This is a genomic window from Klebsiella sp. Q2, from assembly GCF_009900705.1.
Taxonomy (GTDB): domain Bacteria; phylum Pseudomonadota; class Gammaproteobacteria; order Enterobacterales; family Enterobacteriaceae; genus Klebsiella; species Klebsiella quasipneumoniae.
Window position 1 is genome coordinate 626731 of the sequence record NZ_JAAABE010000002.1, and the last position, 21684, is coordinate 648414.

The following is a 21684-nucleotide window of genomic DNA, read 5'->3' on the forward strand; positions in this document are numbered from 1 at the left end:
TTTACAATCTAGTAAACCGGTTTACCTGCGGAATAGAGCCCTCGCCAGTACAGTCAGGACAAACGCTATGTAAGATATTTGTTCGCCAGTAAGAACGTTGCAGCATCCGTGCCAGGGCAGGAACCACACAGCAGCCCTGTAACTTAACCTTATGTATTCAATACACTTAATTGAATAAAATCCGGTAAACCGGTTTACTGATTATAGTGAATAAATTGTTAATTGATCGTTTTTTGCGCCAAAAGCGGGCGCTTTTGCGCCATTTTGGAACGGGCTTAACAGATCTTGATCGAGTCGCGGCCAATCCATTCAACCGGCAGGCGGGTTTCCGCAGGGATATCCGGATTGTCGTTTAGCAGGCGCATCATGATGTTCACCGCGGTACGGCCCAGTTCGCGGGCGGGCTGACGGATAGTGGAGATCCGCGGCTGGGTAAAATCGGCGTAGTTGGCGTCATCGAAGCCGACTAACGAAAGCGCCTCCGGCGCCTGGAGCCCGCTGGCGCGCAAGCCATCGAGCAGGCCGAGCACCAGATAGTCGCTGGCCGCGAAGACGGCGGTGGGGCGAACCGGTTGGCTGAACAGGTACCGCAGCGCCTGCTGGCCAAACTCGCGCTGGTAGTCGCCATACATCACCCATTCGGGCGGCCAGCTCAGGCCCGCTTGCTCCATCGCGGTGCAAAAGCCCTGATAGCGCTCACGGACGCTCATCAGCTTGTCCGGGCCACCGACGAAAGCGATATGGCGATGCCCGGCGGCGATCAGTTTTTCGGTGGCGATCCGCCCGCCCTGGACGTTATCGGCAAACACTTTCGGTACCTTACTGCCGGGAATATCTTCATCCAGCAGGACAATGCGTTCGTGACGCTGGACTTCCTTGCGCAGCAGGCCATTATCGGGGCGGTTGGTGGTGAACAGCAGACCGTCGACCTGGCAGGTATCCAGCCAGCGAATGAACTGGCACTCTTTTTCCGGGTTGTTGCGGGTGATACACAGCACCAGGCTGTAGCCGCTGGCAGAAGCAGCCTCTTCGGCAGCGTCGGCCAGTTCGGCAAAGAAGGGGTTGGTAATATCGGGAAGCACCAGGCCAAGCGTTTCGCTGCCGCCTTTGCTAAGACGACGTGCCAGGCTATTGCCGCGATAGTCCAGTTCGCGAATGGCGGTTTCGATGCGGTCGATGGTGTCCTGCGGCAGCACAATACTGTTGTTCATATAGCGCGACAGGGTCGCCTTCGACAGCCCCGCCAGCTTTGCCACATCGGATAACAATACGCGTTTTATACTCATTTCCTGCGCCATTTCTGCCAGAATCGGCTATCTGTAACATAGTTAAGCGCGGTGGATACAGCAATTTCTCTGCGAACAATCACCAAAAATAAATGCTTGACAAATTTTAATCAGCAGAGAATTGTATAGGCAGTTTACCGCATCATCCGGGAAGTCATTCCCAACCCCGTTTAAGTTATTCCAGTCGCGCACCGACACGGACCGGTTGCCGGGATGACATTAAGCAGGTATCCGCCGAACGTTCAATGATTGTTCTGGCGATATAGACGATATTTGCCCGCCAAAAAAATAATCCTTCTGCGTTCGCATGCGGCGCGGAACTCTGCTGGCTATCAACTATTCCCGACGAGGATACTGATGATGTTATTTCACACCGGAAAACTGCGTTTCCTTGCTGTCGCCACGACCATGCTGGCATCAATGAGTTTTATTTCTGCCGCCAGCGCTGCCGGTCCGACTTATGCGCTGGTACAAATCAACCAACAGGCGCTGTTCTTTAATCTGATGAATAAAGGCGCACAGGATGCGGCCAAAGCCAGTGGCAAGGATTTAGTTATTTTTAACTCTAACGATAATCCCGTGGCGCAAAACGACGCGATAGAAAACTATATTCAGCAAGGCGTTAAAGGCATTCTGGTTGCTGCTATCGACGTTAACGGGATCATGCCAGCGGTTAAAGAAGCCGCCGCCGCAAACATTCCGGTGATTGCGATTGATGCCGTATTACCGGCCGGGCCACAGGCAGCTCAGGTCGGCGTTGATAATATTGAAGGCGGCAGAATTATTGGTCAATACTTCGTAGACTACGTGCAGAAAGAGATGGGCGGCCAGGCGCGACTGGGTATTGTCGGTGCGCTGAATTCGGCCATTCAGAACCAGCGGCAGAAAGGGTTCGAAGATACGCTGAAAAGCAATCCGAAGATTACTATCGCTAACGTGGTCGACGGGCAGAATGTGCAGGATAAAGCGATGACCGCGGCGGAAAACCTGATCACCGGTAATCCGGATCTGACAGCGATTTATGCCACCGGCGAACCCGCGCTGCTCGGCGCTATCGCCGCCGTGGAAAACCAGGGGCGGCAGAAGGATATTAAAGTCTTTGGCTGGGATCTGACGGCGAAGGCGATTTCCGGTATTGACGGCGGCTACGTCACCGCCGTACTGCAGCAGGACCCGGAAAAGATGGGCGCAGAAGCCCTGAATGCGCTGAACAGCATCACGTCGGGTAAAACCGTGCCGAAAACCATTCTGGTTCCGGCGACGGTGGTAACCAAAGCGAACGTCGATTCATACCGTCCACTGTTTAAGTAGGTCAGCGCGCGCCGCCCGTGGTTAACAGGGCGGCGAGCTCATGGCTGCCGGGAAACGCGCTGAGCGTTCCCCGGCGGCTAACGGTAATGGCGGCAGCGCGACTGGCGTGCGCCAGCGCCAGCGCATCCGGCGCGACGCCGCGCAGCAGGGCGGAAGCCAACATGACGGCGAGGAACGTGTCGCCCGCGCCGGTAGTATCAAGCGCCTCGGCGGGCACGGCGGGACAAAACTGACGCTGGCCCTCCTGGACCAGCCAGGCGCCTGCGGCACCCTGGGTAATCACTAAGGTTTTCACCCCGTATGGCTGGAGCAGCTCGGCCTCGGATTCATTGACCACAGCGATGTCGATGAGTGGCCACAGATGGCAAAAGTCAGGATTGACAGGTGAGGGGTTGAATACCGTCGTCATGCCGCGGCTTCTGGCGTACTGGAACAGCGCCCGCGTTTTATCGAGGGAGAAATTGCCCTGCTGTAGCAGAATATCGCCAGCGACGGCATCCGCCATATGCGGAATAATTTCATCCAGGCTGAATGTATCGGCCGCCGCCGTAGTGGTAATGATGGCGTTGTCGCCATCAGCGCTATTTAAAATAATCGAGGTATCGCTATGTTGATTGAAATGGCCGTCGGGTAGTAGCGTCAGTGGTTCATTTTTTATCTGCTGGCGGATCCACGCGCCGTTGCTGTCATTTCCCGTGGCGGCAATTAAACGCGTCTCTATTCCGCAGCGGGATAATATAATCGCCTGGTTCGCGCCTTTACCGCCGATATCCTGCGACACTTTAACGCCGTGAATGGAGGCTCCTTTTTTCGGTATATCCGGAATGGACCAGGTTTCATCTACGGTAATATTACCAGTAACGTAAACACGCATAGTGTTCCCTTAACAGGATGGATAAGATGGTTGCTATCTCAGCAGAAAAAACGAATGCAATACAAGCTATTTTTTCACGAAGCAAGGCTGTTATTGGTGTTATTCATTGCGACCCATTTCCTGGCTCGCCAAAATATCGAGGAAAATCAGTCTCGGATATTGTTGAACGTGCGCTTCGTGATGCTGAAAATTATATTTCAGGCGGTGTTCATGGTCTGATTATTGAAAACCATGGCGATATTCCTTTCTCTAAACCTGAGGATATCGGCCATGAAACCTCAGCGCTGATGGCGGTCATTACCGAGAAAGTTCGTGAACGTTTTGCTGTGCCGCTGGGCATTAACGTTCTGGCTAACGCGGCGATCCCGGCAATGGCGATCGCCCTGGCGGGAGGCGCCGATTTCGTCCGCGTCAACCAGTGGGCCAACGCCTATATCGCCAACGAAGGATTTATAGAAGGGGCGGCCGCTAAGGCGCTGCGCTACCGCAGTATGCTGCGCGCTGAACATATTCGCGTTTTTGCCGATAGCCACGTTAAGCACGGTAGCCATGCCATTGTCGCCGATCGTTCGATTCAGGAACTGACGCGCGATGTCGATTTCTTCGAGGCTGACGCGGTGATCGCCACCGGCCAGCGTACGGGCGATAGCGCCACGATGGCGGAAATTGACGAGATCCGCGCGGCGACGGAACTACCGCTCCTGGTGGGCTCCGGGGTGACACCGGCTAACGTGATGCAGATCCTCGGGCGGACTCAGGGGGTCATTGTGGCCAGTACAATGAAGGTCGATGGCGTCTGGTGGAACGATGTTGAGCTGGCCCGGGTGAAACATTTTATGTCGGTCGCGCAGGCCGCGCTGGAGGAAGCTTAATGGAAGCGTTTAGCGAACGCCTGCTGCGCGAACATCAACCGGCGTGGCAGGCGATGCAGCAGCACCCGTTTGTGACTGATATCGAACAGGATCGTCTGCCGACAGTCGTCTTCAACCGCTATCTGGTGTTTGAGGGCAACTTTGTCGCGACGGCGATCGCGATTTTTGCCCTCGGGGTCAGCAAAGCGCCGGGTATTCAACAGCAGCGCTGGCTGATTGGTGTGCTGAATGCCCTGGTTGATATACAGATCGCGTGGTTTGAACAGGTGTTGTCAGCGCGGCAGATCGATCCCGCTGAGTACCCGGATGATTTGCCCGGGGTACGGCGCTTTCGCGACTGTATGCTGCGGACCGCCCACGAGGGCAGCTATGAGCAGATTGTGACCCTGATGTTCGGTGCGGAATGGATGTACTATTTCTGGTGCCGACGGGCGAGCGAACATTATCAGAGCGATGCTGATTTACGACGCTGGGTGGAAATGCACGCGGAGGACGAATTTTATCAGCAGGCTCTCTGGCTAAAAAACGAACTCGACCGCTGCGCCATGGCGCTGAGTGAAGACGAAAAGCAGGCGTTATCGGCGCTTTACGGCGAGGTGCTGCAGTGGGAAATTGATTTCCATCACGCGGCGTACGAGGAGTAGCCGCGAGGTGGATCACAGGGGGCGCCGGACGCGGCGTCTCCTGAATACGGGTTATATCTCGACGTTCTGCGTCTTGTTGGCGAAACTTACCATTACCGTTAATGCCGATTCTTATTTCACATTTTTATCTTAATAAAGTCGGAGGGTTAATTTAGCTGCCTTCTGACTCTTTTGAGAGAAATTATAGAGGGCGAGCATTTATGTTATTTTATTCGGGCCTGTAGCTCGGGGCTCTCTTTTTTCTTTTCTTCCCACCTGAAGAAAAAGATATTTTCAGAAATAGATATAAATTATCCATCGTTACTCGACGGCGGCTCTCCCCCTACAATGGACTTTAATTGCCAGATATTTAACAAAAACCAGGCCAAGGAAAAGGGATGAAACGAAGCATTTATTCACAGAACAGTTTATTGCGCATCAGTCTGCTTTCCGCGCTAACGCTTACTGCCAGCTTCACCACTCACGCACAGGATAAACCTGTCGCGGGGGGTGTGCTGACGGTCGCTCTGGGCAGCGATACCCCGATTATTGACCCCTCTATTACCGCTTATTCCGTCACCGCTCTGGTTACGCGTAACGTGGTGGATTCTTTGGTCGGCCAGGCGGAAGATAACAGCTTTACACCATGGCTGGCGGAACGCTGGGAAATTAAAAACAATAACCGCGAATACACCTTCCATCTTCGCAAGGATGTGACTTTTAGTGATGGCACGAAACTGGATGCTGCGGCGGTAAAATATAACTTTGAACGCATACTCGATCCGAAAACCACCTCCAGTTACTCCAAATCGTTGTTGGGGCCGATTGACGCGATCACTACGCCAGATGAGTACACCGTGGTGATCCGCTATAAAACGCCTTTCGCACCGCTGCTGCAGGGGCTGAGCTTGCCGTATCTCGGTATTCAGTCACCGGCTTATCTGCAGAAAACGGCGAATACCAGCAATACCGTGGTCGGTTCCGGTCCCTTTATCCTCGAATCGTTTGTCAAAGGCAGCGGGAGTAAACTCAGCAAGCGCGCCGATTACAACTGGGGTCCGGGCTATGCCACCCATAAAGGCCCGGCATGGCTGGATAAGATCGAATTTAAGTACCTGCCGGAGTCAGCGGTACGTCTTGGCGCGCTGAATAGCGGGCAGGTACAGGTGATCGATGCCATTCCGCCGGTGAATTATGCGCAGGTAAAAAATAACCCGCAGCTGGATGTGATCACCAGGGAAAACCCCGGCGTTCCGCGCGTCCTTTATTTGAATAGCGACACAGGGATCTTCAGCGACCTGAAAGTGCGGCAGGCCTTCCAGAGCGCCATCGATCGCACTACTGCCGTTAAAGCCGCGTTCTTTGGCATCCTGAAACCTGCCGACAATATTCTTGGACCCGCTACGCTGGATTACGATCCGGCCATTGCCAGCCAGTGGGGGTTTGATCTGCAAAAAGCCCGCCGTCTTCTGGATGAAGCCGGCTGGCAGCAAACCGATAGCGAAGGCTACCGGGTCAAGGAGGGTAAACGCCTTACTGTGCAATTTACCTATTCTTCAAACGATGTCGAAGCCGCTGACGTGACGCTGTTCCAGGCAATTCAATACCAGGTAAAACAAGCCGGTTTTGAACTGAAACTCGATCCGGTGGATTCAGGCATTCTCAGCAGCCGCACGGCGGCTAACCAGTACGACATTATCTCGAACTATTTTGTTCGCCCGGAGCCGGACATCCTGCGTACCGTTTTCCATTCCAATTATATTCCGCCGAAGGGGAACAACTTCAGCCGCGTTAAAGCGCTGGATAGCCAACTGGAAACCGCTGTCGGTGCCAGCGAAGCCGAGCGTAAACGCATCTACTATGCCATCCAGCACCAGATTATCGATCAGGCCTGGGCGGTGCCAATTTACATCCCGGCATATCAGTTAGGGAAAGCCAAACAGGTGCAGGGCATTAGCTGGGCCACGAACGCGAAGCCGAATTTCTATGATGTCTGGATCCAACGCTAAGCTGCTGGCAGCAGGCAAGCGCCTGCTGACCATTTTCGCCGTGCTGTGGGGTGCGGCAACGCTGACCTTTGTTGCGGTAAAACTGATCCCCGGCGATCCTGTGGCAATTCTGATAGGCAGCGCCAACAGCGTTGTGGATGATAGTTTTCGCGAGACACTGACCCACCAGTTCGGCCTGGATAAGCCACTGTGGTGGCAATATTTGCGCTACTGTGGCGAGGCGCTGACGGGCAACCTTGGCGTGAGTTATCAGTATCGCCAGCCTGTTGTGCAGGTGATTAGCGCAGCGTTGAAAGAGACGGTGCCGCTGGCCGTCAGCGCCCTGGCGCTGGCACTGGTACTGGCGGTATTTAACGCATTACTGACAGCCGGACGTCATCCGCGTCTGCGGTCTCTGCTTGCCGGGTTGGAGCTGATGCTGCTTAGCACACCGGTGTACTGGATCGGCATCGTGTTGTTGAGCATTTTCAGTTTCAAACTGCAATGGTTTCCGGTGACCGGTAACGATGGCTGGATCGCCCTTGTGCTGCCGGTGGTGACGCTCAGCCTGCCGCTGGCTGCGACACTCAGCCAGGTGCTGCGTGATGGGCTGGAGGAGGCGCTTTCGCAGCCGTTCGCCATGACCGTGCGTACGCGAGGGGTGAGTGAAACTGCGCTGCGCTTACGGCATGCGTTGCGCCATGCCTCGCTGGCGGTGTCGACGCTGACGGGGACGCTGCTGGCCAGCGTATTAGGCGGCTCAATTCTGACCGAAACAGTATTTGGTCGGGCGGGGCTGGGGCAAATCACTCTCGGTGCGATTGAGAACCGAGACATGCCCCTGGTGCTGGGGGTGGTGATGTTCTCCGCGCTGTTGTTTGTGGTGATTAACCTGCTGATTGATACCCTTTATTTACTGATCGATCCCCGTCTACGTCTGCGAGGGCATGCTGATGAGTGATCTTTTACTGCGGGTGGCCCGCCGCGACGGGGGGCGCTATCGTAACCCGTGGCTGGCGCCGGGTACCAGCATTCCGTTGTTACTGGTGCTACTGCTCGTGGTGGAGGTGTTTTTTCCATCGCTATTCACGCCGTACACCCCCGAACAGATGGATTTCAGCGCGATTTTGCAGCCGCCGGACCTCAGACACTGGTTCGGTACTGACCAGTTGGGGCGTGATGTGTTTACCCGCGTGGTGTATGGCACCTCGCTGTCGCTGAGCATTGGGGTCGGCGCGACCCTGATTGCCAGCGCGGGCGGTATTGTGCTGGGGACACTGGCAGGTCTTGCGCCCAGGGCGGTACGGCAGTTACTCGTACGGCTACTGGACATTATGCTGGCGTTCCCCGATTTGCTGTTGGCGCTGCTGGCTATCACGGTGTTGGGGCGTGGGCCAGAGAATACCCTGCTGGCGGTCGGACTGGCCGGCATTGCTGGCTATGCCAGGCTGGTGCGCGCGCAAGTGTTGCAGGTCAGGTTATCGGGGTATGTGCAGCATGCGGTGGCGTTGGGAGAGCCGCCAATGGTGATTATTTTGCGCCATATTGTGCCCAATACGCTGCGCCCGCTGCTGGTACTGGCAACGGTGGGGATAGGGTATTCCATATTATCCGCCTCGGCCCTCAGTTTCCTTGGACTTGGGGTGACTCCGCCGACGGCGGAGTGGGGCGCATTGCTCTCTGAGGGACGTAATTTTCTCGATAGCGCCCCATGGGTCAGCCTGCTGCCCGCCAGCGTTGTCGCGCTGTCGGTGATTGCCATTACGCTGCTGGGCCGACGTGTTCAAACCCTTATTGCCAAAGGCGGGATCGCATGACTTCAGAGACCTTCCAGCAACCGCTGTTACAGGTGGCGCAACTGAGCGTCAGCTTCCCCTCGCCGCAGGGGCTGATTGAGGCGGTTAACGCCTTATCGTTTGACGTGCATGCCGGTGAAGTCCTGGCTTTGGTAGGCGAGTCCGGTTCGGGTAAATCCGTCACGGCCCGGACGCTAGTCGGGCTGGCGGGGGCAGGGGCGGCTGTTCGCGCCGAGTCCCTGATATTGCATGGGCACGATGGCCTGTCGCAGAATTTACTGGCGTGCGATGCCCGCCGTTGGCAGCAACTACGCGGGCGCGAAATTGGTTTTGTTTTGCAGGATGCACTGACCTCGCTTGACCCGCTGCGCCGGATTGGTCAGGAAGTCGCGGAGCCGTTGTTGACGCACCGCCTGGAACGGGGGGCGGCAGTTCGCGAACGCGTGGCGGAGCTGTTAACGCAAACCGGCATCCCCGATCCGCATAACCGGATGGCGCAGTACGCACATGAACTCTCCGGTGGCTTGCGCCAACGAGCGCTCATCGCGTCGGCGCTGGCGGCGGGGCCGCGATTACTCATTGCCGATGAACCTACTACCGCGCTGGACGCCACCGTACAAAAACAAGTTTTGAATGTATTCAGGGCCCTGGCGGATGCCGGGCATGGCGTGCTGCTGATCACCCATGATTTATCGGTGGTGGCGGATATTGCCGACCGTGTGGTGGTGATGCGGCAGGGCAAAGCAGTGGAGAGCGGCAAGGTGCGACAGGTGCTGCATGCGCCGCAACACCCTTATACCCGCCGTCTGCTGGCGGCCATTCCCTCTGCCGGTACGCGTGGGACGTGGTTAACAGGAAACGATCCGCTGGGTCAAACGGTAGTGCGGGAGAACATCAGTACTGACAGCACCACACCCGTGCTGGCTGCCGATAACGTATCACTGGCGTATGTTCTGCCGGATGGCCGTCGCTTGCAGGCCGTCAATCAGGTGACGTTAGAGGTCGCGCAGGGCGAAACGCTGGGCATTGTGGGCGAATCCGGTAGCGGGAAGACCACGCTAGGCAAACTGGCGCTGGCGCTGCAGGCACCGCAACAGGGCGAGATCCTTCTCGCTGGGCAACCATGGAGCAGGCTGACAGAACGTCAGCGGCAGCCGTTGCGGTCGCGTATCCAGACGATTGTGCAGGATCCGCTGGGTTCATTTAATCCGCAATATAACGTGGCGCAATTGCTGCAACAGCCTCTGCGCCTGCATACGACGCTCACAGCCGCGGACCGGTTGTCACGTGCGCAGGCGTTGCTGGCGCTGGTTGGTTTAAGTCCTGATCTGCTGACGCGACGTCCGGCCACGCTTTCCGGTGGGCAGCGGCAACGTATCGCCATCGCCCAGGCCCTGGCCTGCGAGCCGGATATTCTGATTTGCGACGAGCCGGTGTCGGCGCTGGATGTCACCACCCAGGCGCAAGTGTTGGATTTGCTGGTAGCGCTGCAACGCCGTTTGCATCTGTCAATGCTGTTTATCTCTCATGATCTGGGCGTGGTGCAGCATATGAGTCATCGTATTGCGGTGATGAAAGACGGCGAGGTAGTCGAAAGCGGCAGTGTGGATCAAATTTTTCGGGCGCCACGCCACCCGTGGACTCGACAATTGTTATCAGCTGTTGGGCAGACGCCGTTGCGATATAACTGAGCAGTAAACGTCAAACCAAAAAACTCCGCCGCATGAGCCGTCATCAGAATCTATCGATGCTGAATCTACGAGTAACTTATCCAGGAGAAAACCTAACAACTTAGCCACCACAATATGAGTGCGCATAATGTATATTATGTTAAATAGAATATCAGGACGCGTAACCCAACCATAGTTACAACTCTACCCCATGAAATTCATAGGCTCCATCTTGTCCTCCACCGGCTGCTTACTCGTTTGTATATGACTCGCGCTGTTTTCACTCACGGTACTCTGATGCCGACCGTGCACCACGTGTCCAACAACTTCCCGCGGAACAGCGATGGCGTTTTTCATAAACTCCTCCGGCACGCATATGGCGCTCTCGATCGTCGTTGGGTTCATTAGGCGAACGCCCGACGGCGACACGCTGACCGCACCCGGCTTTCCGGCGCGGTTAACATCAGGTCTCGCTTCTGGTTGCGTATCTGCCAGATAATGCTGACTCACTCAATTTTAACCGTTCCCGGCAAACCGCACGCCGCACTTTCTCCGCCCTAAAATGTCCAGGTAACTGCTGCTGTCAGTGCCGCCTCGTTACGTCGTAACACGATCGGGCTTTCATTAGCATGCTCCCCAAGCCAGGTATAGTCAGCACTCAAAACCGTGCCCCAGTGGGCATCAAACTGGTGGCTCCAGACCAGACTGTTGTCTATGCCATAAAATCCCCCCGGTGCTGAATAGCGGCTATAAGCTGAGCGCTGGCTCTGCTGCAAATTCACGCCATACCAGGTATTCAGGTAACGCTTGTCGCCAAACAGGGCCGCCGTTTGAATGGCGAACGTGTCCTGGCCAGTTTGTACGGGAATCAACGTGAAGGATGCCTGGTAGCTTACCCCCTGGCTGTCCGTTAAAGGCAGCGTCGCTTTACCTTCAACACTGAGCCAGGAAAAAGCCTGCCAGCCGACGGCAAGAGCTGTATTCAGGGAAACATCAATATCTCCCATCCCTTTCAAATTATTTGCCCCTGCCCGCCAGCTGGCGTTTTTATCCTTCCTTCCCAGATCGTACCCCAGCGTATGTTCGAAGTACCAGCCGCTGGTGTTTTGCAGGTCATACCCTACCCCTTTCTGCGAATCAATAAAGAAAGCGCCGTTACGACCCTGCAATACAGGAACCACCTGCCATACCTGCTTGTCTGAACCTGAATATCGCGGAGCGTAGCGCCCTCCCAGCCCGATAGTGAAAGAGCCGGAAGAGGCGTTATCATTTGCCTGTACGCAGGATGTGATGACCGTCAAAAGCGGTACGGTCATATACAGGGCTTTTTTTATCGCTATCATACTGTTCTCCTAACAGATGCCGGCTTCTCCTGAAGCAGGAGCTGCCACAAAATGTTGGCGCAGTATGCTTTGGCAAAATCAATGAATCGTCGGGATAGTGTTAAGAAACGGTCAAGGTGAATGGATGTTGTCCAGAAGAGTGCTGATTATTGAAGATGACGCCGATGCGGCTGGCGTGCTCGAAGCCTATTTACGCCGTGAAAATTACGATGTCGTCATTACCGGAGATGGGCTGTCCGGGCTGGATATGGCGCACCGGTGGAAACCCGATCTGATCCTGCTGGATGTGATGCTTCCGGGGCTTAACGGCACCGAAGTCCTGGCTGGCCTGCGTCGCAAAAATGATGTTCCGGTGATCATGGTCACCGCCATGGGCGATACTCCCGATCGTATTGGCGCCTTGCGCTATGGCGCCGATGATTATGTTGTTAAGCCTTACCATCCGGGAGAAGTTGTTGCTCGGGTACAGGCGGTACTGCGCCGTAGCAATAAAAAAGAAACAAAGGAAGAGATCCTTCGCTGGCAATCACTTGAAGTGGATGTCACGGCCATCGTGGCGAGTATTGTCGACGGGAACAACACACCGCGGACGTTAGACCTCACCCCAACCGAATTTTCACTACTGACCACGCTTATGCGCTCTCCTTCACGACCTTTTTCCCGCCAGCATTTACTGGAGCACTGTTTGCCGGAAAGTGAAGCCCTGGAGCGTGTGGTGGATACCCATATTTATAACCTGCGTAAAAAACTCGAAGCGGCGGGTATTTCCGGCGTGCTGGTTAACGTTCGCGGCGTAGGTTACCGGTTCAGACAACCATGACAAAAACCCGCTATTCCTCCCTGTGGCGCTGGATTTGCGCACGTATATTAGCGCTGGCCATCGGAAGCGTAATTGTCATAGCGACCTGTATGTGGCTACGTTATGCGGTGCAGAATTACTGGATCATGAGCAGAATGCCGGTATCGGTCCGACAAGAGTTTCTTGCGCTCAGCCAGAACCCGCAGGCGGACCCGGCGCGCTTCCATCAAATCGTCGATACCTGGTGGGGGTTGAGTTATTCAACACCCTCCATCGCCTCGGCAGACTGGGTCACCGTGGCGTTACTGGTCCTGGTCATGATCCCTTTTATTGTGGTGATGGGGTTGAGATATGCCAGGCCACTGGCGCTGCAGTTCAGCCGGTTGCGTGATGCGGCAAAGGACGTCGCCGAAGGGCAATTTGGCCGTCAGGCAGAGCTCATCAGGAATGCGCCGGCTGAAATGGTCAGCTTTGCCAGTGACTTTAATACCATGACGGGGAAACTGGCCCGCTATGAAAAAGAGTTACGTACCTCTCATGTGGCCATGGCGCATGAGCTTCGCTCCCCACTGACTGCCGCTATCGGACGTTTGCAGGGCATGCTGGATGGCGTGTTTGATGCCAGCCCGGAACAACTGGCCATGGTAATGAAACAGCTTCAGCACCTGAATCGCCTGACCGATGAACTTCATCTGCTCTCACTGTCTGATGCCGGGAATCTGGTTCTGGAAAACGAACCCTTTCGTCTGGATGAGCTGCTTAAGGAACGGGTGACATGGATCATGCCCCAGGCTGATGCACATCGTTTTACCATCAGGCTTCATCATTCTCAGGCGTGTCCTTTCAAAGGCGATACGTTCCGTATGGGCCAGGTGTTTACTATCCTTATGGAAAATGCCCTCCGTTACGGGCGTGATGGCGGCTTTCTTGATGTCACGCTGCACTACGCCAGCGGGCAATATTGCCTCGAATTTCGCGATGACGGCCCGGGGGTATCCTCCCGGTTCCTGCCGGAAATGTTCAACCGTTTTAGCCGGGAGGAGCAGTCGCGTGCCCGCCACTCCGGCGGCAGCGGTCTCGGTTTGTCGATTGCTCGCGCGATTTGTCAGGCCCATGGTGGCAGTATCAGCGCGTCGTTACCTGAAACCGGCGGACTCGCAGTCAGCATTTTGTTACCCTGGACGTCGTCTGAGATGGAAAATAGCCGCTCTTGATAATACCTTGACGAAACGTCGAATCTTTCTCGACTAAGCGCGCATTTAATAACGCCGTAACCTATATGGAGCGGCGTTATGTCAGATGAATTTTTACTCTCCCTCCGCCACAGTCTGCACCATTTGTACGACGTGGCGCGCACCCTTTCCTGGCTGCACTTTCTTCCCCTGACCATTCTTTCGGTGGTGATTTTTCTGTTGCCCGGATGCGGGGACAACCATGGTAATAAGACTGTTCCTGTTCGAACGGTACGCTACGTTGTCGTTGGCTCAGCGCAAACCCTTCCCGCCCTTGAAAGAACCGGAGAGATCCATGCGCACGATGAAACGATTCTTAGCTTTCGCACCGGCGGCCGGATAGTGACGCGTAGCGTCGATATTGGCGACCGGGTGAATGCAGGGCAACTGCTGGCCACGCTTGAAAATACAACCAGTCAGAATCAGCTCGATGGCGCACAGGCTGACTATGAAGGAGCCAAAGCCTCTGCTCAGGTTGCTGCACTTAACGTCAGCCGAATGCAAAAGCTTATGCCAACTGGCGCGATTGCCCGCACGCAGCTCGATAACGCCCGCGCGGACTGGCTTGTCGCCCGCGCGCGTTTAAAAAACAGCGAGTCCGCGTTACGTAATGCCCGGGAAAATCTTGGCTGGACGCGTCTGATTGCGCCGCAAAGCGGCATGATCACCGAAGTAAGCGCCTCTGCGGGGCAGGTTGTCAGTGGGGGGCAGTCGGTGTTGACGCTGGCGACCGGCGAAGCCCGCGATGTGGTGTTTGATATCGCGAAACCCGATGCGATCCCGCCACAGGAACAGGCTGGCTTGCGAGTGTCCCTCCTCAGCGACCCGTCGGTGCAAGCGTCCGCCGCGCTAAGAGATATCAGCCCGCAGGCCGATCCTCAGACCCGCACATGGCGCGTCAGGGCTACTCTGCAAAACCCGCCGCTGGCAATGGCGTTGGGCGCCAGCGTCACCGTCACGTTACCCGCAACCGGCCCGCATGGATACGCCCTTCCCGCTTCAGCGCTGAGCCGCGTCGGCGACAAACCGGCAGTTTATGTAATTAATCCGCAGTCGCAGGCACAGCTTCGCGTGGTGGTGCCAGCATACTATACCGCCACCTCGGTCATTATCTCCGGCGGCCTTGAACCAGGCGACCGGGTAATTACCGCCGGCGTGAGTAAATTACGCTCCGGCGAGCCGGTGATTGCCGGGGAGTGCGAATCATGAAACCAGTATTGAATGAGAAAGTTAACCTCTCCGCCTGGGCGCTAAATAATCAACAGATGGTCAGTTTTTTCATGCTACTGATCATTGCTATGGGCGCGTTCTGTTATGAGAAGCTGCCACGTAATGAAGATCCGGCGTTTACGATTAAAACGGCTGTCGTTTCCGCGCAATGGCCCGGGGCATCCGTAACGGATACCACCCGACTGCTGACCGATACGCTGGAAAAAAAGCTGCAGGAAACCCCCTGGCTTGATTATCTCGAAAGTGAATCCCGTGCCGGGAGAACCGTTATTTATGTCAATCTTCGTGACGATACCCCGCCGGAAAAGGTGCCGGATATCTGGTATCAGGTACGCAAGAAAATGCAGGACATTGCCCCGTCGTTGCCAGAAGGCGTTCAGGGCCCCGCCGTCGACGACGAGTTTGATGACACGTTCGGTACGATTTATGGCTTTATACCTGAGGGCTATACCCTGCGGGAGGTCCGGGACCAAGTTGAGACCATTCGCCGGGAACTCATGTCGTTACCGGATATCGGAAAAACCACTCTGCTGGGTGAGCAGCAGGAACAGATAGTCCTCTCTTTTTCTCCAGCGCGTCTGGCAGGTATGGGGCTGAACATCCAGCAGATAGCGGATGCCCTCAGAGCACAAAATGCGGTTGTCCCGGCAGGTATAATCCGCACCGGACAGGAAAATATGGCGATAAAGGTCAGCGGGGAGCTGACATCTGAAGCGAGCTTACGTGCCGTCACGCTGCATATTAACAATCGTTACCTTCCTCTGACGGATATTGCCACCGTTAGCCGGGAAAACGGCGAGCCTCCCCAACCGGTTTATCGGGTCAACGGCAAACCCGCCATCGGGCTGGCTATCTCGATGGCGCCGACGGGTAATATGCTGCGTTTCAGCGCCGCACTGAATGCAAAAATGCATGCCATCAGCGTCACGCTGCCGCACGGTATTGAGATGGTCAAGGTTGCCGATCAATCAGCGGTGGTCAGCGACGCCGTGAGCGGGTTTATCCGGGTGCTTATCGAAGCCATGGCGATCGTCCTGGCCGTTTCGTTTGTCTCACTGGGTTTACGAGCTGGACTGGTCGTGGCTGCGGCCATCCCCCTGGTTCTGGCCATGACCTTTACGGGAATGATGCTGGCAGGAATAGGTCTGCAGCGTATTTCTCTCGGCGCATTGATTATCGCGCTGGGCCTGCTGGTCGATGACGCCATGATCACCGTGGAAACCATGGTCTCTGGTCTGGAAGCCGGGGATTCCCGCCGGCAGGCGGCTACCCGGGCTTTTAAAACGACCGCATTTCCGATGCTGACGGGCACCCTTGTGATGATTGCCGGGTTTATTCCCGTGGGATTTGCTGCGTCCAGCGCTGGTGAATATTGCTTTTCCCTGTTTGCCGTGGTGCTCATCGCCCTGCTGTGCTCATGGGTTGTCGCGATCCTGTTTTCACCGTTAACCGGCACGTGGCTGTTATCTGACAACATCAGACAGAGGGCGAAAGGTCCTGGATGGATGGCCCGCGGATACCAGTGGCTACTGCGCAAGGCGTTGCGTCACCGCTTCGCCACCGTGTGTATTGCCCTCATTGTGCTTGGTCTGTCCGTATACGGAACAACCTTTATGCAGGGGGAGTTTTTCCCCGCCTCCGACAGGCCAGAATTGCTGGTAAGCCTGACGCTACCGGCAAATGCCTCGCAGTCGGAAACGCAAAATAGGGTTGAAAAGCTGGAGAAGGCCCTGGCAGGCAACCGCAACGTTGAGCGCTTTTCGACATACGTTGGGTCGGGAGCGATCCGTTTTTACCTGCCTATGGATGTGCTTCTGGCAAATGAAAATATCGCCCAGATGGTGGTGGTGGCTAAAGATCTTAAAGCGCGGGATCGTCTTCATCGACAGTTAAACAGGATACTGGCTACGCGCTTTAGCGACATCATCACGCGCGTATCGCCCCTGGAACTTGGGCCCCCGGTCGGGTGGCCAGTCAAATACCGGGTGAGTGGGCCTGACTATCTGAAGGTCAGGTCGATCGCGAATCGCCTGAGTGATGTCATTGGTCGGTCTCCCTCTTCCCGCGAGGTTAATCAGACGGCAGGCGAGCCGGAGAGAGTCATGACCCTCAAGGTCAATCAGACCGCCGCCCGGGCTGCGGGTGTGTCGTCAGAAAGTCTGGCCCGGATGCTCAATACCGTCTGGTCCGGCAGTATAGTCACGTCGGTTCGCGAAAATGACCGCCTTGTCGATGTAGTGCTCCGGGCCAGGGACAATGAGCGTCTTAACCTCGCCACCTTCTCTTCGCTGACTATTCAGGGGAATGACGGTAAACAAATCCCCCTCAGCGCCTTTGCCACACCAGTCTGGGGCGTGGATGATCCGGTGATCTGGCGTCGACAGCGTTTGCCTTTCATCACCGTGCAAACTGACCTCGCACCGGGACTTCGCGCCGAAGCAGTATCCGCAGCGTTGCGACCAGCGGTAGACAGGTTGCGCGCGGAACTGCCTGAAGGCTACAGCATTGAAGAAGGAGGCGCGGTTGCTGAATCGGAAAAAGGTAATAGTTCGGTCTATGCGGTTCTGCCGGTGACACTGGTCATCATGCTCTTGCTGTTGATGCTCCAGTTGCGCAACTATTCCCGTATGGCGTTGGCTATACTGATGGCCCCGTTTGGTTTACCGGGTATCGTACTGGCTATGTTACCTGGCGGAACACCGATGGGATTTGTCGCTCTGCTTGGCGTGATTGCGCTCGCTGGCATGATCATTCGTAACGCCGTCATACTAATTAGCGAGGTTGACAGCAATCTTGCTCAGGGGATGGCAAGCGATGCCGCCATTATTGCGGCCGCAGAGCATCGTGCGCGCCCCATCTGCCTGACTGCCTGTGCCGCCATTCTGGGGATGATCCCCATCTCCCATCAGGTATTCTGGGGACCGATGGCCTATGCGATTATTGGGGGGCTACTGATTGCCACGCTGGTTACACTGACCGTTTTACCTGCATCGTTAAGCCTGTTGTTACACCTGAGAATGACGTCCTCAGGCGAGACTTGTGAAAAATGAGTGGCGTGCCGTCGTATCCTCGTCTCAGGGGGGGCTGCCAGGTTATTCGCTGCAAGTCAAAGAACTTGCTCACCTGCTGCTGCAACGCCTGGGTAACAGGAAACCTAATAAAAAGTCAATCTCCCTGACCATGTTTATTTATACTCAGAAAACATGTCATTAAGAAAGGAAGCTACGCATTGAAATGGCTAACCTGGTTAAAACGTATCGTGTTGTCCCTGCTGCTGTTGATCGTTGGCGCTCTGGGACTACGCCTTTATGACATTCAGCGCGGGCCCGATCTGCAGCTTTGGCATACCTGGGTTCCGCATGAGATGGACGCGGATGAAATCGACAATGCTGACTGGAACGATTACATCAAAAAAGAGAATGCGCTCTTCAGTGAGGTAAAACGCCAGGTTACCGATAAGCTGGACGCTTCGCAGCAAACCGACCTGAATCGTTACTACAGTCACAGCCCTATCTATCCGGACTCGTTTCCCACCAACTGGAATCGGTCATACATCATGATGCCGGATGGTAAACCGCAAGGTGCCGTGGTGTTGCTGCATGGTCTGACGGATACGCCCTACAGCCTGCGGCATATCGCCGAAAATTACCGCCAACAGGGTTATGTCGCCATCGGTATCAGATTACCGGGCCATGGGACGGTTCCCGCCGGGCTGACCGACGTGGACTGGCAGGACTGGCTGGCCGCCACGCGCCTGGCGGTGAGAGAAGCGAAACGACTGACGGGTAAAGATGCGCCCCTGCATATCGTCGGATTTTCCAACGGCGGCGCGCTGGCAATGAAGTATTCGCTGGACACGCTGGATAATGCCGAACTGGCAAAACCCCAGCGGGTGATCCTGATTTCTCCGATGATCGGTATTACTAGCTTCGCGCGTTTTTCCGGCCTCGCGGGCTGGCCCGCGTTTCTTCCCGCCTTCTCGAAAGCCGCATGGTTAAACATCATGCCCGAATTTAATCCGTTTAAATATAACTCCTTCCCGACGAACGCCGCCCGGCAGTCCTTCCTGCTGACCAAAGCGCTGCAAAAGCAGATAGTGGCTGACGCGAGAAATCAGAAACTTAACAGCTTACCGCCGGTATTGACCTTTCAGTCCGTCATGGATTCAACGGTCAGTACGCGGGCGATCGTGACGGCGCTGTATAACCGCTTGCCGGATAATGGCAGTGAAATTGTCCTGTTCGATTTAAATCATGCGGTCAGGTTTAATTCATTATTACGCCGGACGTCTTACACCGCGCTGGCGCGGTTGCTGCCCGCAGCGCCGCGAGCTTATCAAACCACGATCATCACTAACGCCAATTCCGCCAGTACAGAGATGGAGATCCGAACAACACCTGCCAGGAAAACAGACACTACGGTGGAGAAGCTACAGGGACTGCATTATTTACCGGACGTGTATTCGCTTTCTCATGTCGCGCTTCCCTTCCCCTTGAGCGATTCGCTGTACGGACGCTATCCCCATCCGCTGAATCAATACGGGATCAGCCTCGGCACGTTTGCAGCTCGCGGCGAGCGTTCTGTGCTGGTAGTGGGCCTGGACTCGCTGATGCGCCAGTCTTCCAATCCGTTTTTTCCCTATATGATCAAGCGCATTGACGAAGGGATCGACACTCGCCCGGCTCTCTCCGGGAAATAACTCTTCTCTGGATAAGTGGCCACCACGGCCACTTTTTCCTGAGGATGCGGTACTACGCTTTCGCCGACGTCGACAGCCACTGATATATCGAGGACAAATCCTGCCCGGCATATCCTGCGTCCGCCGCCTGCTGCCACAGTTCGGCGATGTTATCCAGCCCCGGCATGGTGTGCGGCTCGGCCAGGGAAAGCGCCAGCCGGGCATCTTTCAGCGCATGCGCCAGCTGCATCTGCGGCACGAATTGCTCATTGGCGATGGCGTCCAGTTTGACTTTGACATACGGTGCGGCCAGCGGGCCGCCTTCCAGGGCGCTCCACAGCTGGTCGGGAGTAAAGCCCAGCGTCTTCGCCAGCTGAGCGCTTTCCGCGATGCCCTGCATCATCGAAATCAGCCAGGCATTGAGGACCAGCTTCATTTTCTGGCTGTTGCCCGCCTCACCAAACCACTGCGTCCCACGTGAGATAGCGGCAAATATCTGCTCCGCCGCGCCACATTTTTCACGCTCCCCGCTGGCGAGCACCAGGATCTGCGCCTTCTCCGCCGGGGCTTTGGTCCCTGAAACCGGAGCATCGACGAAGGTCATCGCCGGCTGAAGCTCCCGCAGCAAGGCGATAGCCTGCTGGGTCTCCGGCAGGCCAATGGTGCCCATCTGGCAATAGATCGCCTGCGGCTGACAGGCAGGCGCAATTTGCGCCAGTACCTCCAGGGTAGCCTGACCGTCGGCGAGCATACTGATGATCACCTCAGCATCGGCCACCGCCTGCTGCGGCGTGGCGTGCAGAGATAATCCCTGCGCCTGTAAATCCTCGCCGCGCGCTGGCGAACGGTTCCAGCCCGCGACGGTAAAGCCCTTCTTCAGTAGATTGCTGGCAAAAGCGTGTCCCATGGCGCCGAGTCCCAGCACCGCGACCTTTGGTAATGTACTCATCTTGTCTGTCCTGATTCGCGTATTAATAAATGGCGGACGTCTACTATCGCATCTCTGGCACGGAAGTCAGTAGCAATAACCGCCATAAAAAGTGACACTGTCACTACGTCATGGCCATGTTTATAGCGGCTCAGGGCTGGCGGAGCCACTCCAGCAAGCGGCGCATTGCTGGCGACAGGCGGTCGTCATCCTGATAGCACAGGCACAGCCGACGCAGCGCCCAGCGATCCTGCAATGTGATAACGGTGAACCGGTAGCGCAGCTGGTAGCGTTCGGCAATAACCCGCGGCAGGATCGCCCCGCCGGCACCGTGAGCCACCATCTCGCAAAGCCCTTCAAAATGGCTCATCCTGATGCGGACGTTCAGCGCCTGGCCGAGCCCGGCGGCCTGCTCTTCGATATGCTGCTGCAGCGCGCTGGTCTGATAGAGCGCGACCAGCTGCTCATGGATAATCGTCGCGAAAGCCACTTCGGCTGTTTCACTCAAGGCATGGGCCGGCGGCACGATCAGCACCAGGGGATCCTCCGCGACGGGCTCCAGACGTAACGGCCCGGGATCGACCGCATCGGACACCACCCCGGCCTGCGCTAAGCCCGCCAGAATGCTGCTGACAATATCCGCGCTGGTGCGCTCTTCGGTGTCGATCTGTATCCCAGGATGCGCAGCCATCCACGCGGCGAGTTTGCCCGGCAGAAAAGCCGACAGCGCCGAGGTATTAGCGAACAGGCGCAGCGTTCCCTGCTGACCGCGGGCGAAGGCGTGCATCGCCTGGCGCAGACGCCGCTGCTGCTCTAACAACGGACGAGCATGGCGCGCCAGCACCTCCCCGGCCTCGGTCGTTGTCACTCCCCGGGCATGACGGTGCAGCAGCGGCACACCGACCTCCGCCTCCATTTTGCGCAGCCTTTCGCTGGCGGAGGCCAGTGCCAGATGGGCCGCCGCCGCTCCGCCGGTAATGCTGCCGGTATCCACGATGGCGATAAACAGCCGCAGATCGGCGAGATCCAGTCGCATGACGCCCTCCTTCCCTTC

At 56.2% G+C, this 21684-nt stretch carries 17 protein-coding genes; 12 read left to right on the forward strand and 5 right to left on the reverse strand.

Translation table 11 applies throughout. The features are described from left to right. Window positions 1-275 precede the first annotated feature (275 nt). Window positions 276-1298, reverse strand: a complete 1023-nt coding sequence (locus GT756_RS10750; protein WP_160124766.1) for a LacI family DNA-binding transcriptional regulator — start codon at window positions 1296-1298, stop codon at window positions 276-278. A gap of 345 nt (window positions 1299-1643) precedes the next feature. On the opposite strand from GT756_RS10750, the gene GT756_RS10755 reads away from it, so the two are divergent. Next, window positions 1644-2597, forward strand: a complete 954-nt coding sequence (locus GT756_RS10755) for a substrate-binding domain-containing protein (protein WP_049138059.1) — start codon at window positions 1644-1646, stop codon at window positions 2595-2597. Window position 2598: 1 nt separating this feature from the next. Here the strand turns inward: GT756_RS10755 and GT756_RS10760 are convergent, their stop codons facing one another. Then, entirely contained in the window at window positions 2599-3471 is an 873-nt protein-coding gene (locus GT756_RS10760) for a PfkB family carbohydrate kinase (protein WP_032456053.1), read from the reverse strand. 26 nt (window positions 3472-3497) lie between these two features. Between GT756_RS10760 and GT756_RS10765 the strand changes: the two genes are divergently transcribed. From GT756_RS10765 to GT756_RS10790, 6 genes are all read left to right on the forward strand, one after another. Next, the gene (locus tag GT756_RS10765) at window positions 3498-4343 is read left to right on the forward strand and encodes a BtpA/SgcQ family protein (protein ID WP_032740651.1); all 846 of its coding nucleotides are present in this window, start codon (window positions 3498-3500) and stop codon (window positions 4341-4343) included. Then, window positions 4343-4987 carry a TenA family protein gene (locus GT756_RS10770; RefSeq protein ID WP_064150037.1) on the forward strand — a complete coding sequence of 215 codons (645 nt, stop codon included), beginning with the start codon at window positions 4343-4345 and terminating at the stop codon, window positions 4985-4987. The genes GT756_RS10765 and GT756_RS10770 overlap by 1 nt, the downstream gene beginning before the upstream one ends. Window positions 4988-5364: 377 nt before the next feature. Beyond that, the gene (locus GT756_RS10775) at window positions 5365-6975 is read left to right on the forward strand and encodes an ABC transporter substrate-binding protein (RefSeq protein ID WP_160124767.1); all 1611 of its coding nucleotides are present in this window, start codon (window positions 5365-5367) and stop codon (window positions 6973-6975) included. Further along, the gene (locus GT756_RS10780) at window positions 6953-7915 is read left to right on the forward strand and encodes an ABC transporter permease (RefSeq protein WP_160124768.1); all 963 of its coding nucleotides are present in this window, start codon (window positions 6953-6955) and stop codon (window positions 7913-7915) included. The genes GT756_RS10775 and GT756_RS10780 overlap by 23 nt, the downstream gene beginning before the upstream one ends. After that, window positions 7908-8771: an ABC transporter permease gene (locus GT756_RS10785; protein ID WP_160124769.1), complete on the forward strand. Its 864-nt coding sequence runs from the start codon at window positions 7908-7910 to the stop codon at window positions 8769-8771. Before GT756_RS10780 ends, GT756_RS10785 begins: the two co-directional genes overlap by 8 nt. Next, entirely contained in the window at window positions 8768-10441 is a 1674-nt protein-coding gene (locus tag GT756_RS10790) for an ABC transporter ATP-binding protein (RefSeq protein WP_012968222.1), read from the forward strand. The genes GT756_RS10785 and GT756_RS10790 overlap by 4 nt, the downstream gene beginning before the upstream one ends. 536 nt (window positions 10442-10977) lie before the next feature. Here GT756_RS10790 and GT756_RS10795 read toward each other — a convergent pair. Next, on the reverse strand, window positions 10978-11763 hold the full coding sequence (locus GT756_RS10795) for a MipA/OmpV family protein (protein WP_004205878.1): 786 nt from the start codon (window positions 11761-11763) through the stop codon (window positions 10978-10980). A 124-nt stretch (window positions 11764-11887) separates the two neighbouring features. Between GT756_RS10795 and GT756_RS10800 the strand changes: the two genes are divergently transcribed. The 5 genes from GT756_RS10800 to GT756_RS10820 all read left to right on the forward strand — a co-directional run bounded on the left by GT756_RS10800 (window position 11888) and on the right by GT756_RS10820 (window position 19723). After that, the gene (locus GT756_RS10800; RefSeq protein WP_043519565.1) at window positions 11888-12583 is read left to right on the forward strand and encodes a response regulator; all 696 of its coding nucleotides are present in this window, start codon (window positions 11888-11890) and stop codon (window positions 12581-12583) included. Beyond that, window positions 12580-13776: a cell wall metabolism sensor histidine kinase WalK gene (locus GT756_RS10805; protein ID WP_043519564.1), complete on the forward strand. Its 1197-nt coding sequence runs from the start codon at window positions 12580-12582 to the stop codon at window positions 13774-13776. The genes GT756_RS10800 and GT756_RS10805 overlap by 4 nt, the downstream gene beginning before the upstream one ends. 78 nt (window positions 13777-13854) lie before the next feature. Beyond that, window positions 13855-15003, forward strand: a complete 1149-nt coding sequence (locus tag GT756_RS10810) for an efflux RND transporter periplasmic adaptor subunit (RefSeq protein WP_043519563.1) — start codon at window positions 13855-13857, stop codon at window positions 15001-15003. Next, complete coding sequence (locus tag GT756_RS10815) at window positions 15000-18074, forward strand: efflux RND transporter permease subunit (protein WP_160124770.1); 3075 nt, start codon at window positions 15000-15002, stop codon at window positions 18072-18074. The genes GT756_RS10810 and GT756_RS10815 overlap by 4 nt, the downstream gene beginning before the upstream one ends. A gap of 179 nt (window positions 18075-18253) precedes the next feature. Continuing rightward, window positions 18254-19723, forward strand: a complete 1470-nt coding sequence (locus GT756_RS10820; protein ID WP_160124771.1) for a carboxylesterase — start codon at window positions 18254-18256, stop codon at window positions 19721-19723. Window positions 19724-19775: 52 nt separating this feature from the next. Here the strand turns inward: GT756_RS10820 and GT756_RS10825 are convergent, their stop codons facing one another. Together GT756_RS10825 and GT756_RS10830 are read right to left on the reverse strand one after the other, a co-directional pair. Beyond that, complete coding sequence (locus GT756_RS10825; protein ID WP_017900395.1) at window positions 19776-20651, reverse strand: NAD(P)-dependent oxidoreductase; 876 nt, start codon at window positions 20649-20651, stop codon at window positions 19776-19778. Between the two features lie 130 nt (window positions 20652-20781). Beyond that, window positions 20782-21666 (reverse strand): LysR family transcriptional regulator, encoded by an 885-nt coding sequence (locus tag GT756_RS10830; RefSeq protein ID WP_160124772.1) that lies wholly within the window; start codon window positions 21664-21666, stop codon window positions 20782-20784. Window positions 21667-21684: the final 18 nt, after the last annotated feature.